Here is a 17,045-nt window from a genome sequence, read left to right as displayed (position 1 = left end):
AACAGGTGAAGCGAATGAACTCCTCAAGGCTACTTTCACGCCGTCAGACGTTACAGGCCCTTGCCGGTATCACGGCCACGGGCGCCATTGCATGTGCGCTGCCTGCATTTGCGGCTTCGCCCACGCCGCTGAAAGATCTGGCGGCGGAAAAAGGCCTGCTGTTCGGTTCCGCTGTCGGGGCAGGCAAACCGGGCACACTCACCGGTACGTTTGAGAATGCCCGCTATCGGGAACTGCTTAAAGCTGAATGCAATGTGTTGGTGGCAGAGAACGAGCACAAGATTTACGTCATTGCCGCCCAGCCTGATCGCTATGATTTTGAGCCCGCTGACCGCCTGACGAACTTCGCGCTCGAAAACGGTATGAAGATGCGCGGCCACACCCTGTTCTGGAACCGTGTTGACTTCCTGCCTCAGTGGGTACTGAACTATGATTTCGGCCCCTTCCCTGCCACCGAATGTGAACGCTTCCTGCGCGACTATATCGAAACGGTATGCGAGCATTACAAAGGCCGCATCTATTCGTGGGATGTCGTCAATGAAACCATAGACCCGCAGACCGGTCTGGTACGCGACACGCCCTTCACCAAGGCTATGGGCTTTGATGCCCTGCGTGTTGCCTATGAGGCGGCACGTGAATATGCGCCGGGCACGGAACTGGTTTATAACGACTATATGGGCTGGGAAAAAGGCAACGAAACCCACCGCTACGGCGTACTTAAGCTACTGGAGAAGTTCAAAAAAGAGAACGTCCCCATCGATGCCTTTGGCGTCCAGAGCCACCTGGGCAATGACGGGCGCATCGACAATATCCAGCACAAGGAATGGAAGGCCTTTATCGATGAAATCGTCGGCATGGGCTATAATCTTCTGATCACCGAACTGGATGTCAACGACAAGGACCTGCCCGCCGACATCAAAAACCGAGATACCCAGCAGGCGGCGGTGACCAAGGACTATCTCGACTTCATGCTCTCATATCCGCAATTAAAGGCCGTGCTGTGCTGGGGACTGGTCGATAACTATAGCTGGTTGCAGGGCTTTGCCCCGCGGGCCGACGGCAAACCTCAGCGCCCGACACCTTATGACACGGATTTCCGCCCTAAGCCGATCCGCGAAGCCATAGCCTCGGCGCTCAAAGCCGCCCCAGCGAGGTAGATCATGCGCCTTATGCTCAAATCCGGTGCCCTGCTTCTGGCATTTTCTCTCGGCGGTTGCGCAGGTTTTTATGGTGGCGTCGATAAGGCCGTCGCTGCCGAAGCCCGCTTTGAGCGCTTCGGTTATGTCGGCAAGTCTCAGGAAAGCGCACAAGTCAAGCCGACCGCCAACCAGTACATTAACCCCATCCTGTCAGGCTATTATCCCGACCCCAGCATCACCCGCGTCGGCAATGACTATTACCTGATCAATTCGACCTTTGCCCATTTTCCGGGCATTCCGGTGTTCCATTCCACAGACCTTGTGAACTGGACACAGATCGGCAATGCCATTGACCGACCGTCACAACTGAATTTCAGCAACCTCGGCGTGTCACGCGGCGTCTTCGCGCCGGATATTTTCCATCATGAGGGCACCTTCTTTATCGTCAATACCTGCGTCGATTGCGGTGGCAACTTTATTATCACCGCCAAAGACCCCGCCGGACCGTGGTCTGATCCGGTATGGTTTGACTTTGACGGCATAGACCCGTCCATCTTCCTCGATACAGACGGTCAGGCCTATATGCTCAATAACGGCCCGCCGATCGGTGAACCGCTTTATGACGGCCATCGCGCCATCTGGATTCAGGCTTTTGATCCGAAAACCTTAAAACTGACCGGTGAGCGCACCCTGATCGTCAATGGCGGCGTGGACATATCGACCAAACCCAGCTGGATCGAAGGCCCGCACCTGATTAAAAAAGACGGCTTCTATTACCTGATTGCCGCAGAGGGCGGCACAGGTGATCAGCATTCACAGGTTGTCTTCCGCTCAGATTCTGTTCGTGGCCCGTTTGTGCCGCATAAAGGCAATCCGATCCTCAGCCAGCGCACCCTTGATCCCAACCGCGACCATCCGGTCACCTCAGCGGGTCATGCCAAGTTCGTGCAAACCCAGACCGGCGACTGGTGGGCAAGCTTCCTTGCCACACGGCCTTACGGGCCTGATCTGTATAATATCGGGCGTGAAACCTTCCTGTTGCCGGTGACATGGGAAGATGGTTGGCCGCGTATCCTTGAAGACGGTAAACGGATTGCCTTTGTGGTTGATAAGCCCGACCTGCCCGCACAAGGCCAGTCAAAGACGCCGACCACAGGTGACTTCGCCTATGTCGAAGAATTTGACGACGCCACCCTGTCGCCCGCATGGATAGGCATCCGCACACCGACGGCACCCTTTTATGACATTAACAATGGCAACTTAGTCCTCAAAGCCACCGACGACCACATGGGCAACACCAAAGGTGCGCCCGCCTTTATTGGCCGCCGTCAGCAGCATCATGTCGCTACCGTGACAACCACCCTCTCCTACAGACCTGAAAGCGCGGCCGACCGCGCCGGTCTGCTGGCGGTACAGAGCGATGACGCCTATCTATTTTTCGGCCTGACACAGCTTGAGGGCCAGACAGCGGTTGCGCTTTATAAACGCGAAAGCACCTCTGATCCGGCACAGGGTACACTAATCGCCAGCGCCCCCTTTAACGGCGATACCCTTAATCTTGAACTGAGGTTCAATGGTGCACAGCTTGAGGCGCTATACGGCACAGGCGGAGAACTGAGCCCGCTTGTTGAGGCTACCGACGCCACCTTTTTGAGTACCCGTAAGGCCGGAGGGTTTGTCGGTACGGTAATCGGGCCTTACACACATAAAACCAAATAAAAACAGGGGAGAATAAATATGAAAACACTGCGTTTAGCCGTAACGGCTTTTCTGAGCGCCAGTCTTGTGGTGCCTGTGGTTATGGCCCCTGCGGCCATGGCTCAGGAAGATATCCTCAAAAAGGCGATTAACAATCCGGCGGTATCCGCCTATGGTATCTATGGTTCAAAACAAACCAACTCAGCTATCAAGGACGAGACCGTACAGGGCGGAGAGGCCCGCCGTGTCGTCGTTACCGAAGCCAGCGCCCAGCCGTGGGACGCCACCGCTCAGACCGCCATTAAGGGCCGCATCAAACAGGGTGATCAGATTGTTGCCGTGGTCTGGCTGAAGTCGGTTGAAACCGATGGCTCGGCCCCCAAGGTCACCTTACGCCTTCAGGAAAGCGGCGCGCCCTATACCGGCCTGATCCAGAAGGACCATGTGATCAAGGGCGAATGGGAAATGTACACGGTGGAAATCATCGCCACCAAAGACTACCCCAAGGATACCACCGCCTTTGCCGTGCAACTGGCGCATTCGAAGCAGACCGTCGATATCGGGCCGTCCTTTGTGCTGAACATGGGACCGAAACAATAGATAAAAAAAGCCCTGAGACCTTTGAAAGTCGCCTCCTCAAAACGGCTACCGGTTTTGAGGGTTTAGCGGCAAAGGTCTCAGGGCAGTCTCCCACCTGAGGATTAAAAAGGTGGTTAGGCGTATACTCAGAAACGATAGCCTGCGCCAACCGAGACAACCCACGGATCAAGCGTTACCTTGGATTTCAGGTCGCCGCCGTTGATCTTGGCATCGGTTTCAAAAAAGACCTTCTTGGCATCAATATTGACCTGCCAGTTACCCTTGACGGCGATATCGACACCGGCCTGAAGCGCGTAGCCGATACCGTTATCCAGCTCGACGTCGAAACCGTTTAAGTTCTTATCATTATAAAAGACCATCGCATTCAGACCGGCGCCGACATAGGGGCTGACGCGGGCTTTCGGATTGAAATGATATTGTGCGGCCACGACGGGCGGCAGCACCCAGGTCGAATGCACCTTGGTATCGGTTGTACCGCCGACCGCGCGAACCTCATGCTTTGAGGTGCCTAGGATGGCCTCAACGGCAATATTGTCCGTAAAGAAGTAGGTAAAGCCAAGGCTTGGGATGGTGTCGTCGTTGACCTTTACATCAAGACCTGAATCAACGCCTGCGGCCGTTTTGATATCACCCGACTCCTCAGGTCCGACATTCGTCACGCGCGCATTGACGATAAAGGTGCCCTTTTCCTTAGGCTTAAAATCCTGCGCCTGAGCGGAAACAGATGCGGACAGGGCCAGAAGGCTGACGGCGGCAACGGAGAAAACTTTCATACCATAATTCCCTAAACTTAGCATGGGTATGAAGCCGTATTACGCCTCAGCGGGTGGCATAGCACCTGCGCATTATGCCGCGCGGCAGACTGACACACTGACAATCTGGCGCGCGGCAATCTGCGACAGCTAGTAAAGGCTGCCCAACAATGTCCGCTCAAAGGATTTGAAATCATCAGCGCCGCGGCGCACTTTTTCCACCCACTGCGGATCACTGATCAAAGCCCGTCCGACCGCCACCAGATCGAAATCACCGCGATCCAGACGACGCAACAACTCATTCAGATCGCTCGGTTCCGATTTTTCACCGGCAAAGCCATTGATGAAATCCCCACTCAGGCCCACAGACCCCACCGTAATGACCGGTGCACCGGTAAGCTTCTTGACCCAGCCGGCAAAATTGAGATCCGAGCCGTCAAACTCAGGTTCCCAGAACCGCCGTTGCGAGGCATGGATAATATCGGCGCCTGCCTCAAGCAGCGGGCGCACCCACGCCTCAAGTTCGTCGGGCGTCTGCGCCACCTTGGCGTCATAGGCACCGGGTTTAAACTGCGATAAACGGATAATAATCGGGAAATCAGGGCCGACGACAGCGCGAGCGGCCTTGATGATCTCAACGGCAAAGCGTGTGCGCTCACCGATGCTTGCCCCACCCCACTGATCTTCGCGGCGGTTGGTCTTGTCCCAGAAAAATTCGTCAATCAGATAGCCGTGCGCACCATGCAGTTCAATGGCATCAAAACCGGCAACTTTGGCGTCACCCGCCGCACGAGCAAAAGCCGCAATCGTGTCAGCAATATCGGCCTCGGTCATTGGCGACCACTGAGACTTAAGCTCCAGATCAAGACCGGAAGGCGACTCCTTGGGGCCTGCATCATAGCCACCCTGACTTGATGCCGCGCCCGTATGCCAGATTTGAGGCGCAATCAGTCCGCCCTTGGCGTGAACCGACTCAACGACCTTTTTCCATGCCGGAATAGCATCGCCGTAAAAATTCGGAATATCGCGTTCGTTTTTGGATGACGGCCGCTCAACCACCGTACCTTCGGTCAGGATCAGCCCGACGCCACCTTCGGCACGGCGCTGATAATAGGCGGCGACGTCCTGAGTTGGCACTCCGTGCGGCGAAAACTGCCGCGTCATGGGAGCCATAACGATGCGATTTTTCAATTGTAATGACTTGAGGCCAAATGGCGAAAAAAGCGTATCCAGAGACATAATAACTACCTTACCGAAACAAAACTGTCTCAGAGATAGTTACGATTGTGCCGCCCGCAAGCACATTAGCCGAGCTTTGCCCACACTTTTTCGGCAATGGCTTTAAAACGCTCAGCCACATCGCCGCTTTGAATCGGTTGTGCGTCGTCAGTCGCCTTACGCAAGGCCGGATCAAGCGGCACTTCGCCCAGGAATGTAATCCCCAATCCGTCAGCCAGCGCCTTCGCACCACCACGGCCAAAGACTTCGATCTTTTCACCCGATGGCCCCTCAAGATAGGCCATGTTTTCCACCACGCCCAGCACCGGAATAGAGGTCTTGCCAAACAGGGTCACAGCACGTCGGGCATCAATCACCGCCATTTCCTGAGGCGTGGACACCACCACCGCCCCGTCAATCAGGGTTTTTTGCGTCAGGGTAAGTTGCACATCCCCCGTTCCCGGCGGCAGATCAACCACCAGTACATCGAGCGGTGCCTCCGCCGTCCCCCATTCGGTCTGCGTCAGAAGCTGCGTCAATGCCTGAGAGGCCATAGGCCCGCGCCAGATCATCGCCTGATCGGCATCGACCAGAAAACCAACCGAATTGACCTTAAGGCCAAAGGCAACCGGCGGCACCATGTGCTTATGTTCATTGAAAGTCGGCGGCTGGGTAATCCCAAGCATAACGGGGGCCGATGGGCCATAGATATCGGCATCCAGAAGCCCGACCTTAAGCCCCAACGCCTTCAGACCCAGCGCCAGATTAAGGGATACAGTCGATTTGCCAACGCCGCCCTTGCCTGAACCGACGGCCACGACATATTTCACATGGGCGGGACGCTCGGTCGGCACCGGCGCAGGCTTGCCCTTACCGCCTGCCCCCTTGGCGTGCTGATCCACGGCCTGAGGGGCCAGACGCGCGGTTGCCGGACGGCGCGGCGGCGCGGGCTCGGACGGGTTTTCGACCTCGGCGGTCAGGACGACCTGCGCCTTCTGTATCCCCTCAAGCGAGGACAACAGACGCTCGGCCTCAAGGCGTACCGGCCCATAAAGCGTGACCCTGTCAGACGGCACTTCAATCATAAACCCGACCCGACCGGGCGACAACACCAGCCCACGCACAAGCCCCGCCGCATAGAGCCCCTCACCTGACACCGGATCCTTCAGGCCATTGAGCGCCGTAATGACGGCTTCCTTGTCTACCTGTGCCATGATCCGTATCCTTTAGTTTTAGGTGCCAATTTTAGATGTAAGTGCGGGCGTTTTCGCCTATAGGCTCAAATAGGCTTAATTAGACACAAGACAACCCTTTTTCGCAGATGTCCGCTTCCTCCCCCCCCGTATTTTTATTGGCTGGCCCGACCGCTTCGGGAAAGTCCGCCCATGCGCTCGACTGGGCCGCACAAACCGGTGGCGTCATCGTCAATGCGGATTCGATGCAGCTGTATCGTGATGCGCCCCTCCTGACGGCGCGACCTTCAGCCGCAGATGAGGCCGTAGCGCCTCACCACCTGTACGGCATACTCGCAGCCGATCAGCTTTGGTCAACCGGTGACTGGGTCAGGGCCATCAGGCCCTATATTGACGCCGCCCTTTCAGGTGGCGTACCACTGTGTCTGGTTGGTGGGACGGGGCTTTATTTTCTCAGCCTGATACGCGGCCTGTCTGAAATCCCTGATATTGACGAAGACGTGCGGCAAAAAGCCCGTCAGGCCTATGAGGAGATGGGCGAAGATGCCTTCCGCGCCCTGTTGCATCAGCATGATCCTGACGCTGCGGCCCGCATCGCCCCCAATGACCGCCAGCGCCTGACGCGCGCTCTTGAGGTCTTCTGGCAAACCGGCAAACCCTTAAGCGTCTGGCAGCAATCCAACACGCCGCTTTTGCTTGAGGGCCAGTATGAACTCACCATACTGAAGCCTGAGCGTGACATACTCTATGCACGTTGTGATCAGCGCTTTAAGCTGATGATACAGAACGGGGCGCTGGCTGAAGTCGAATCACTGGTCGCCAATGGCCTCAAACCGGACTGGCCGATCCTGCGCGTGCTGGGCTTAAACGAATTGTGGGCTTACCTGCGCGACGAGATGTCACTTGAGGCCGCCATAGCGCTGGCGCAACAAAAAACCCGCAATTACGCCAAACGGCAAACCACGTTTTTTGGCAATCAATTCAAGGTTTGATTTCGCCGTCAGCAGGGATAAATATCCTATGCTTTTAGCGACATTTTGTCATATAAATAGCCAGCCTCTATATTTGCTATTGTCTGACTTAAAAACCAAGGCTAAACCATTCACCGACGACGCAGGACACACTGCGCCCCAAAAAACGATCGTGTATAAAACTATCGGGAAACGCTAATCATCCCTTACGGAAAGGCTCCAGGCTTCATGAAAAAACTATTCGTATCCGCCGCAATGGCCGGGCTTGTGGGATTTGGAGGAATGGGTGTCATGACTCAAGCCATCGCCGCAACCGCCACTACCGAAGACTTCGGCAGTCTGGCTGACGGTTCAAAGGTTCAGGCCATTGTCCTGAAGAATAATAAGGGCGTTTCCGCCCGGGTTATCTCCTATGGCGCCACCCTTCAGGCGCTGCACGCCCCTGACCGTAAGGGCGACATTGCCGATATCACCATCGGTTATGATGACCTCAAAGGCTATGTCGATACGCCGCAATATCTCGGTGTGACCGTTGGCCGTTATGCCAACCGCATTGCCAAGGGCAAGTTCACCCTTGATGGCAAGGAATATACGCTGGCGACGAACAATAACGGCAACCATCTGCACGGTGGCCTCAAGGGCTGGGACAAGGTCAACTGGACGGTTAAGTCCGTCAAAGACGGCGGTGCCGCCGGTGAAGCCAGCGTCACCTTCACCTACATCTCCCCCGATGGCGAAGAAGGCTATCCGGGCAAGGTGATTGCCGAAGTGACCTATAGCCTTAACGAAAACAACGATCTGACCGTCAGCTATAAAGCCACCACCGATAAGCCGACCGTCGTCAACCTGACCAATCACGCCCTGTTCAATCTGGCGGGCATTGAGTCGGGCCGTAGCGCGCTTGAGGCCAAACTGCAACTTGAAGCCGACGGTTATCTGCCGACCGATGAGACCGCTATTCCCTATGGCAATATCGCGCCAGTCGCTGGCACGCCTTTCGACTTCACCTCTCCGGCCATCATCAATGACCGTGTGCGTGACGCCCGTGATCCGCAAATCCTGATTGGTCTGGGGATCGACCACAATTACGTCCTGCGTGGCGGCGTGACCAAAGAGCCCCGTCTGGCGGTTACCCTCACCGACGAAGCCTCAGGGCGCGGCATGAAGATTTTGACGACTGAACCGGGCATTCAGATGTACACCGGCAACTTCCTTGATGGTAAAATTCCCGGCAAGAACGGTCGGGTGACACGCATGGGTGATGCCGTGGCCTTCGAAGCCCAGCATTTCCCTGATTCGCCCAATCAGCCCTCTTTCCCGTCAACCCGCCTCGATCCGGGCCAAACCTACACCCAGACGACCGTTCACCACATTTTCGTGGCTGAATAATCCTTTTGCGTAATCTTATAAAAAGCACCGACTAATATGTCTAACGATCCCGTATCCCGTTCCAAGACCCAACTGCGTTCACGTGCATGGTTCGATAATCCGGAAAATGCTGACATGACCGCGCTGTATCTTGAGCGGTACATGAACTTCGGCCTGTCGCTCGAAGAGTTACAGTCCGACAAGCCGATTATCGGCATTGCCCAGACGGGATCAGACCTATCTCCGTGCAACCGCCACCATCTTGAGTTGGCCAAGCGCATCCGTGAAGGTATCCGCGAAGCCGGTGGCATCCCACTTGAGTTTCCGGTTCACCCGATTCAGGAAACCGGCAAGCGTCCGACCGCAGGCCTTGACCGTAACCTCGCCTATATCGGCCTTGTGGAAATCATCTATGGTTATCCGCTCGATGGCGTCGTTCTGACCATTGGGTGTGACAAGACGACCCCTGCCTGCCTGATGGCAGCGGCCACCGTCAACATCCCGTCGATTGCCCTTAGCGTCGGGCCAATGCTCAACGGCTGGTATAAGGGGGAGCGCACGGGTTCCGGCACCATCGTCTGGAAGGCGCGTGAACTTCTGGCCGCCGGTGAGATCGACTATCAGGGCTTCATCAAGCTCGTGGCGTCTTCGGCCCCGTCAACGGGCTATTGCAACACCATGGGTACGGCGACAACCATGAACTCGCTGGCCGAAGCTTTGGGCATGCAGTTGCCCTATTCGGCCGCTATTCCGGCCCCGCACCGCGACCGTCAGGAATGCTCTTACCTGACGGGTAAGCGCATCGTTGAAATGGTACACGAGGACCTGAAGCCTTCGGACATCCTGACCAAGGAAGCCTTTATCAACGCCATCCGCGTTAATTCGGCTATCGGCGGTTCGACCAATGCCCCGATCCACCTCAATGCCCTGGCGCGTCATATCGGTGTCGAGCTTTCGGTTGAGGAATGGCAGGAATATGGTGAGGAAATCCCGCTTCTGGTTAACCTCATGCCAGCCGGTGAATATCTAGGCGAAGACTATCACCATGCCGGTGGTGTGCCTGCGGTTGTCGGTCAGCTTATCAAGCAGGGCCTGATCCATGAAAACGCCCTGACCGTCAACGGCAAGACCATCGGTGACAACTGCCGTAATGCGATCATCGAAGACGAACGCGTTATCCGTCCGTTCGATCAACCGCTTAAGGAAGCCGCCGGTTTCCGCGTCCTGTCGGGCAACCTGTTCGATTCAGCAGTCATGAAGGTATCGGTTATTTCTCAGGAATTCCGCGACCGTTACCTGTCCGATCCGGCCTCCCCCAACGCCTTTACCGGCGACGCTATCGTGTTTGATGGCCCTGAGGACTATCATCACCGCATCGACGATGAATCTCTCGGCATCAACGAGCACTCGATCCTGTTCATGCGCGGCGCAGGCCCCATCGGTTATCCGGGTGCAGCCGAAGTCGTCAATATGCGCGCGCCGAACTACCTTCTGAAGCGTGGCATCACGTCTCTGGCCTGTATCGGTGACGGCCGTCAGTCCGGCACTTCCGGTTCGCCGTCGATCCTCAACGCCTCTCCCGAAGCGGCGGCTGGCGGTAATCTCGGCATTCTGAAAACCGGCGATAAGGTGCGCGTTGACCTCAATGCCAATACCGTCAACGTCCTGATTTCGGATGAGGAAATCGCTGAGCGTCGCGCCGCCCTTGAGGCAGCCGGTGGCTTCCAGTTCCCCGCCCACCAAACCCCCTGGCAGGAAATGCAACGCGCTGTTGTGGGTCAGATGGGTTCCGGCATGGTTCTGGAAAATGCGGTCAAATATCAACGCATCGCCCAGATCGGCGCAGGCGTGCCCCGCGACAACCACTAGCAGGCAAGGCCTCAGGCCCTGCACCCGTTAGCCCCGAGGCAAACGGTACCGACCTTTTCGCCTCCCTATGCCTGTGCATGGGGAGGCTTTCTTTATATTGTCATGGACAGAGACACACACCTCAGGCCTAACGGGTGCAGGGTCCGCGACCCTGCTCTATCTTGACGCGCTTTTAATCCGAAAAGTGCGACACACTTTTCGGAAAGCGCTTAAGCGGCAATCTTACCCTTTAGGGCGACACAGACCACGTTGACGAGGCTTTCAATATCGAGTTGCGCGTCCTGAACGTCCGAGCGCGACAGATCGGCCCCATCCATACGCGCCTTACGCAGATTGGCGCAGCGCAGATTGACACCCCGTATACGGGCTTCGCGCAGATCTGCGGGGAACAAACGATCGCCCCCCAGAATGAGCGGCCCGATCTGCGCCCCTTCCATATTGGCCCCATCCAGACGGGCGCGCGTCAGACGCACCCCGCGCAAGTCAGCGCCACGCAGGTCACAGTTACGCAGGTCGGCATCTTCCAGTTGCGCACCGGAAAGCTGCACATTGCGCATATCCAGACCGTAAAAGACGGCCCCCTTGGCCGATAAGGCCGCCAGATTAAGCCCCTTGATGCTTTTGAGGGCGCGCAGGTCCGCCTTATCAAACAAAGACGGCTTACCCGATTTCCCGACCGTCTCCACCCATAGGGCGTGGTCGCGGATCATTTCATCATAGGGCAGGGTCGTGACGTCTGTGCCTGCGGCCTTATCGGTCAGAACGCCGGACAAATCGGCCTGCGTGGCATTCCAGCCCTCGACCTTGGCCCCGATCAGCACCGCATCCTTCATTGACGCGCCCGACACATCGGCCCCCGACAGATCAGCGCCCGACAGGTCGCAATTATCCAGCTTGGCCAGCTTAAGGTTGGCTCGCACCAGCTTGCACTGGGTCATGATGGCGTCGGTAAAATCGGCCTTCATGGCCTGAATACCGGTCAGTTTCGACCGCTCAAGATTGGCCCCGCGCAAATTGGTGAAACCCGCGTCTGATATACGCGGCTGCGTCTCGACATAGGCCAGACCCGATGCCTTATCCGGCAAAGCCAGCGCCCCTTCACGCAAATCAGCCTCAAACAGGTCAACCCCCAGAAGGTTGGCCCCGCGCAGACAGGCGCCGCGAAGATCAACCCGACGCATTGACGCATAGCTCAGATTGGCCATCTGCATATCGACGCAATAGAAATTCGACTGATCAAGCCGCGCACCCGTCAGGTCGGTGCCGACCATGATCGTCGCCGTGAAATCGGCGTCAATAAGATCACGCCCTTTCAGATCAAGCCCTGAAATATCCGACCAGGCAAATACCGCGCGCGCGCCACCGGGACGACCTGACTTAAGGCGGGCATGCTTTTCACACACCATATCCACATCGGCCTGTGTCAGTTTTTTGTAACGCGATCCTGCGTTAGCGGCACTCATGGGTTACGGGCTTCCTTAAGGTCATTCTTATGCCCAAGCTTAACTGCGCACCGGTTAATTAACCGCTTACAGGCGCACGATGCAAAAGGCCTTGCTGCGCCAGATGTTTCGCAAGGTCTGAACCGCTTTCGACCCAAAGCCTGCGAAAGCCGCGCCCGCCCCAAATCTTTAAATCCTCAGCGGCCTCGGTCAAAGGGGCCTGTTCGTAACGGGCATCGAAGCCCTCGCCCGTGACACTTTCGGCCACCAATGGTCTGCCGGTATTCAGATAATGGACAAATCCGTGAATCAGACCGAAGGCTTCGGCGTGTATCAGGCCGGTTTCAACCACAATGCCGGCCGCCTCAAGCCGCCTTGTGCCGATGTGCGACGCATAGGGGGACGGGTCGTCACAGGCAAATACCACGCGCTTCACGCCTGCCCGCACGAGTAATTCTGAGCAGGAACAACCGCCCCCTGAGCGCTCACCGCAGGGTTCCAGCGTGACATAGGCGGTCGCGCCTTCAGCCTTGCCACCGAGGATTTGCAAGGCGGTTTCCTCGGCATGGGGTCTGCCGCCGTCACCGGTTGCGGCTTCAGCGATTACTTGCCCATCGCGCACAATGACACAGCCCACCGCCGGATTAGGCGAGGTGCGCCCAAGCTGACCATAGGCCAACTCAAGCGCCCTGCGCATATAGCTTTCGTCCGCCACTTAGGACGTATAGGCCGACAGAACCGGTAACGGATTGGCGCGCTCATGATCCAGATAATGCGCGCTCAGCGGACGCAACTCGTCAGTCAGTTGGATTACCAGCGGATTACCGGTCGGGATTTCCACCTCAAGGATGGCAGCTTCGGACAGGTCAAACAGTTGCTTGACGATGGCGCGAATGGAGTTGCCATGCGCGGCCACCAACACGGTTTCACCGCTTTTCAGCGCCGGAACAATGGTTTCCTCCCAGAACGGCAGCACACGATCAAGCGTCGTCTTAAGCGATTCCGTTTGCGGCAGGACCGAACCGGCATAGCGGCGGTCCTTAGTGAAATCAAACTCGCTGCCGGCCTCAAGCTCAGGCGGCGGCACGTCATAGGACCGACGCCAGATTTTCACCTGATCCTCACCGTGCTTGGCAGCGGTTTCCGCCTTATCAAGGCCCGTCAGACCGCCATAATGGCGTTCATTGAGGCGCCAGTCCTTGATGACCGGCACAAACCCTTGCGCCGCCGCATCCAGCGCCAGATTACAGGTGCGAATGGCGCGTGTCAGAACAGAGGTAAAGGCGCGGGTAATCTGAATATCTTCGGCCTTGATGAGTTCACCACCGCGACGGGCCTGTGCCTCACCTTCGGCGGTCAGATCCACATCCACCCAGCCGGTGAAACGGTTTTCCAGATTCCACTGGCTCTGGCCGTGACGAAGCAAAATGAGTGTGGGCATGGCGTTACCTTTGATCAATATATGAGAAACTATGGGCTAACCGCTATAAAAGCCCCTAAGCCTTAGCGCAAGCGACGATAGCGTGAGATGGGCGTGACTTTTGACGGCTGGCTTAAGGATACGCTTTTGGAAACAGCTCACGAAGCTTATCTTTTATAGCGCTCTTATTGTGCTGATATAACAATGACAAGAACAGGTCACCAACCCAAGGTGCCCCGCAAAAATCAGTTCATGCAAATGGTCTTCAAACAGGAATTGACGCACAGGCGCAAGCTTGAGCCGCCAGACGGCTAATTCCAGCACCACTATCGATCCGGCCGCAACCGGCAAAACATACGGACGCTTACCCCCATCAGAGGCGGCAAACCACCCCCCTAGAGCAACCAGAATGACATAGATGAACGGGCGTCCTGCCAAAAAATGATGCGTTCCATCACTATATGCCCGCCAGCTGATATAGACATAGGCGAGACACATCATCCACATGACCATCGCCAGACTATAGCTGCGTATCTCATCGTACGCACCTGGCCCCAAATCTCCCTTTCGGTAGGCCCCGTATAATCGATACAACAGGCCGATTGGAATGCCCACGATAATCAAAAGGCCTAACTCGGCAAACTGACGCAACTCTTCCAAAAATTCAGTCTGCCCCATGCGAAATGCCTCCGCCACACAGATAAGGGTGGCACACCAGATGACCGGCAAAACATATCGATACTGGAAGTACTTAGGCAAAGCGCACATAAGCACAAACAGGCCAAAAATTATGGCGAGCCAGACATGATACGGCTGCATTTCAGCGACAAAGCCTATAATGTGTTGCCCCTGTCGCCATGACGTAAGGGCGTAACCCAAAAGCACGACTCCATAACCAAGTATGGCCATAAATATATAGCTGGGCGAGAGACTGCCCTCCTTACCCACGATGCGTTCAAAACTTTCGTTGCGCATGCCCCACCCCGCTTGAACCTACTGCGCCAGCTTTGCGGTGTACCTCGGCATTAAGCGCCCAAGCCGATGATGCCCACAACATCATTGCGGCAATAGCGATAATTTTACTAATCATGATTTCCCCCCACCTAACCTATGGACAACTTTCAGGCGGGGCGATCAAAAAATCAACCGGAAAATCAAGCGGCCTTTTTCTCAGCCTTGCCGAAGCGGCCATAGAAGGTTTCGCCCTTCGTGGCCATATCGGTCAGCAGTTGCGGCGTAGCGAAGCGCGCACCGAATTTCGCCTCAAGTTCTTTCAACCGCGCAACAAATTTCTCAACACCAATCGCGTCGATAAAGCTGATGATCCCGCCTGACCAGGGCGCAAAGCCCCAGCCCAGAATGGAGCCGACATCGGCTTCACGCGGGTCGGTGATCACGCCTTCCTCGAAACAGCGGGCCGCCGTCACCGCCTGAATATACAGAAGCCGGTCCTTGATTTCCTGCACCAGTTCCGGCGTCGAGTCATCGACCTTCACTGCGAACAGATCACCAAGGCCCGACCACAGCGCCTTCTGGCCACCGTCAGGATAATCATAGAAACCCTTGCCGTTCTTCCGCCCCAGACGGCCATCGGCAACCATCTGAGCGACCTCTTTTTCACCCGGAATCGGCACATAGGCGTCACCCATGGCCTTGGCCGTTTCCGAGGTAATCTTGGTCAGGAGATCGAGCGCCACATCGTCCATCATCTCCAGCGGCCCGCGCGGCATTCCTGTCGCCCGTCCGGCATTGTCGATCAAGGCCGGTGCATAGCCCTCGGCCCACAGATGCAGACCCTCAGCCGTAAACGGAATGAAGCAGCGATTAGCGAAGAAGAAGCGCGCGTCATTGACGACAATCGGCGTCTTGCGGATTTTCAGCGCATAATCAATAGCCTTGGCCACGGTCTCATCCGAGGTCTGTTCCCCCCGAATAATCTCCACCAGTTGCATCTTATCGACCGGAGAGAAGAAGTGAATCCCGATGAATTTTTCCGCGGATGTTGACGCCTGAGCCAGTAGCGAAATCGGGATCGTTGAGGTATTGGTGCCAAAGATCGCACTGTCGGCCTTTGCGCCCTTATAAAGGTTGGCCTCGGCGTCCTTCGTGACCTTTTCTTTCAGGTCAGTGTTTTCAAACACCGCCTCAACCACCAGATCGCAGCCTTCGATAAGGCTGTAATCGGTCGACGGGGTGATCAGATCAAGCAGAGCCTGCCCCTTGGCCTCTGTCGTCTTGCCGCGTGAAACACCCTTTTTGACCAGCCCTTCGGCATGGGCCTTGCCCTTATCGGCGGCCGCCTGATCCCGATCCAGCAATATGACTTTGATACCCGCCAGAGCCGAGACATAGGCGATACCTGCGCCCATCATACCCGCACCAATGACCGCGACTTGTTGCGGATCGGTTTTGGCGATACCCGCCGGACGGCCCGCGCCCTTGCCAAGCTGCTGCATGGAAAAGAAGAAGGTGCGGATCATCGCCTTGGCCTGCGGCGTTTGCAGGGTATTGACGAAATAGCGGCTCTCGACACGAATGGCCGCATCAAAGGGCAGCTGAATGCCCTCATAGACCGCCTTCATCAGGTTTTGAACGGCGGGATAATTGCCAAAGGACTGCTTGCGCAACAGGGCATTGGCCATGACAAAAATCTGTGAGCCCGCCGGATGGTACGGCCCGCCACCGGGGATTTTGAAATCGGATTTGTCCCATGGAGCCGATGCCTTGGGATTGGCCTTTACCCATGTCTTCGCCGCCGAAAGCACCTGATCGTCAGCAACGACCTCATGGACGATACCGGCGGACAGAGCTTCTTTTGGCTTGAAGCTCTTGCCCTCGGACATGGCCATAAGCGCGGCCTGAACGCCAATCAGGCGCGGCAGTCTCTGCGATCCGCCCCCACCGGGGAACAGGCCGATTTTCACTTCCGGCAGGCCAACCTGCACCTTCGGCCCGTCGCTGAGTACGCGGTAATGACAGGCCAGAGACAGTTCAAGCCCGCCACCTAAGGCCAGACCATTGATCGCTACCGCCACCGGCTTGCCGCAGGTCTCAAGCGCGCGATAGACGCGGTTCATTTCAAAGGCGGCGTCAAAACCGGCCTTGAGCGCGCCTTCGGGGTCGTTCTTGTCAACCGGCCCTTCCCATGCGCCCCCAAGCATTTCCTCAAGGTCGGCACCAGCGCAAAAGCCGCTGGTCTTGGCTGAGGTGATCACCACGCCTTTGATGGCGTCATCGGTTCTTGCCTGTTCGGCAATGCGTGCCAGATCAGCCAGAGCGCCCTTGGTGAAGGTGTTCATCGACTTACCAGGCACATCGAAAAACGCCGTCAGGATGCCGTCGGAGTCGATTTCAATCTTGAAGTTTTCCATCATC

The 17,045-nt window shown here is 56.5% G+C and carries 14 protein-coding genes; 6 read left to right on the top strand and 8 right to left on the bottom strand.

What is annotated here, in order from left to right; genetic code table 11:
• The first annotated feature begins 14 nt into the window (after positions 1-14).
• Genes E5201_RS13165 through E5201_RS13155 form a run of 3 tightly spaced genes read left to right on the top strand, consistent with a single transcriptional unit; the run spans position 15 to position 3,437 of the window.
• Entirely contained in the window at positions 15-1,157 is a 1,143-nt protein-coding gene (locus tag E5201_RS13165) for an endo-1,4-beta-xylanase (RefSeq protein ID WP_140986777.1), read from the top strand.
• Positions 1,158-1,160: 3 nt separating this feature from the next.
• On the top strand, positions 1,161-2,858 hold the full coding sequence (locus E5201_RS13160) for a glycoside hydrolase family 43 protein (protein WP_140986775.1): 1,698 nt from the start codon (positions 1,161-1,163) through the stop codon (positions 2,856-2,858).
• Between the two features lie 18 nt (positions 2,859-2,876).
• Positions 2,877-3,437 (top strand): hypothetical protein, encoded by a 561-nt coding sequence (locus tag E5201_RS13155; RefSeq protein ID WP_140986773.1) that lies wholly within the window; start codon positions 2,877-2,879, stop codon positions 3,435-3,437.
• A 125-nt stretch (positions 3,438-3,562) separates the two neighbouring features.
• Here E5201_RS13155 and E5201_RS13150 read toward each other — a convergent pair whose 3' ends face one another.
• From E5201_RS13150 to E5201_RS13140, 3 genes are all read right to left on the bottom strand, one after another.
• Positions 3,563-4,210, bottom strand: coding sequence for an OmpW/AlkL family protein (locus E5201_RS13150; RefSeq protein WP_140986771.1), 648 nt, complete (start codon positions 4,208-4,210; stop codon positions 3,563-3,565).
• A 129-nt stretch (positions 4,211-4,339) separates the two neighbouring features.
• Positions 4,340-5,428: an NADH:flavin oxidoreductase gene (locus tag E5201_RS13145; protein WP_140986769.1), complete on the bottom strand. Its 1,089-nt coding sequence runs from the start codon at positions 5,426-5,428 to the stop codon at positions 4,340-4,342.
• 65 nt (positions 5,429-5,493) lie between these two features.
• Positions 5,494-6,621: an Mrp/NBP35 family ATP-binding protein gene (locus E5201_RS13140; RefSeq protein ID WP_140986767.1), complete on the bottom strand. Its 1,128-nt coding sequence runs from the start codon at positions 6,619-6,621 to the stop codon at positions 5,494-5,496.
• 107 nt (positions 6,622-6,728) lie between these two features.
• On the opposite strand from E5201_RS13140, the gene miaA reads away from it, so the two are divergent.
• From miaA to E5201_RS13125, 3 genes are all read left to right on the top strand, one after another.
• Positions 6,729-7,592 (top strand): tRNA (adenosine(37)-N6)-dimethylallyltransferase MiaA, encoded by an 864-nt coding sequence (miaA, locus tag E5201_RS13135; RefSeq protein ID WP_140986765.1) that lies wholly within the window; start codon positions 6,729-6,731, stop codon positions 7,590-7,592.
• A 270-nt stretch (positions 7,593-7,862) separates the two neighbouring features.
• A complete protein-coding gene (locus tag E5201_RS13130; protein ID WP_246050743.1) occupies positions 7,863-8,960 on the top strand; it encodes an aldose epimerase family protein in 1,098 nt (365 codons plus the stop codon).
• A 36-nt stretch (positions 8,961-8,996) separates the two neighbouring features.
• A complete protein-coding gene (locus tag E5201_RS13125) occupies positions 8,997-10,808 on the top strand; it encodes an IlvD/Edd family dehydratase (RefSeq protein WP_140986761.1) in 1,812 nt (603 codons plus the stop codon).
• Between the two features lie 209 nt (positions 10,809-11,017).
• Here E5201_RS13125 and E5201_RS13120 read toward each other — a convergent pair whose 3' ends face one another.
• The 5 genes from E5201_RS13120 to E5201_RS13100 all read right to left on the bottom strand — a co-directional run bounded on the left by E5201_RS13120 (position 11,018) and on the right by E5201_RS13100 (position 17,041).
• Positions 11,018-12,271 carry a pentapeptide repeat-containing protein gene (locus E5201_RS13120; protein ID WP_140986759.1) on the bottom strand — a complete coding sequence of 418 codons (1,254 nt, stop codon included), beginning with the start codon at positions 12,269-12,271 and terminating at the stop codon, positions 11,018-11,020.
• A gap of 58 nt (positions 12,272-12,329) precedes the next feature.
• Positions 12,330-12,947 (bottom strand): bifunctional diaminohydroxyphosphoribosylaminopyrimidine deaminase/5-amino-6-(5-phosphoribosylamino)uracil reductase RibD, encoded by a 618-nt coding sequence (locus E5201_RS13115; RefSeq protein ID WP_140986757.1) that lies wholly within the window; start codon positions 12,945-12,947, stop codon positions 12,330-12,332.
• 18 nt (positions 12,948-12,965) lie between these two features.
• Positions 12,966-13,691, bottom strand: coding sequence for a 2,3-diphosphoglycerate-dependent phosphoglycerate mutase (gpmA, locus tag E5201_RS13110; RefSeq protein ID WP_140986755.1), 726 nt, complete (start codon positions 13,689-13,691; stop codon positions 12,966-12,968).
• 153 nt (positions 13,692-13,844) lie between these two features.
• Positions 13,845-14,645: a hypothetical protein gene (locus E5201_RS13105; protein ID WP_140986753.1), complete on the bottom strand. Its 801-nt coding sequence runs from the start codon at positions 14,643-14,645 to the stop codon at positions 13,845-13,847.
• A gap of 179 nt (positions 14,646-14,824) precedes the next feature.
• Positions 14,825-17,041, bottom strand: a complete 2,217-nt coding sequence (locus E5201_RS13100; RefSeq protein ID WP_140986880.1) for an FAD-dependent oxidoreductase — start codon at positions 17,039-17,041, stop codon at positions 14,825-14,827.
• Positions 17,042-17,045 lie beyond the last annotated feature (4 nt).

Origin of the sequence: Asticcacaulis tiandongensis, assembly GCF_006475605.1 — a bacterium.
GTDB classification, from domain to species: domain Bacteria; phylum Pseudomonadota; class Alphaproteobacteria; order Caulobacterales; family Caulobacteraceae; genus Asticcacaulis; species Asticcacaulis tiandongensis.
This window is presented reverse-complemented; position numbering and strand designations above follow the sequence as displayed.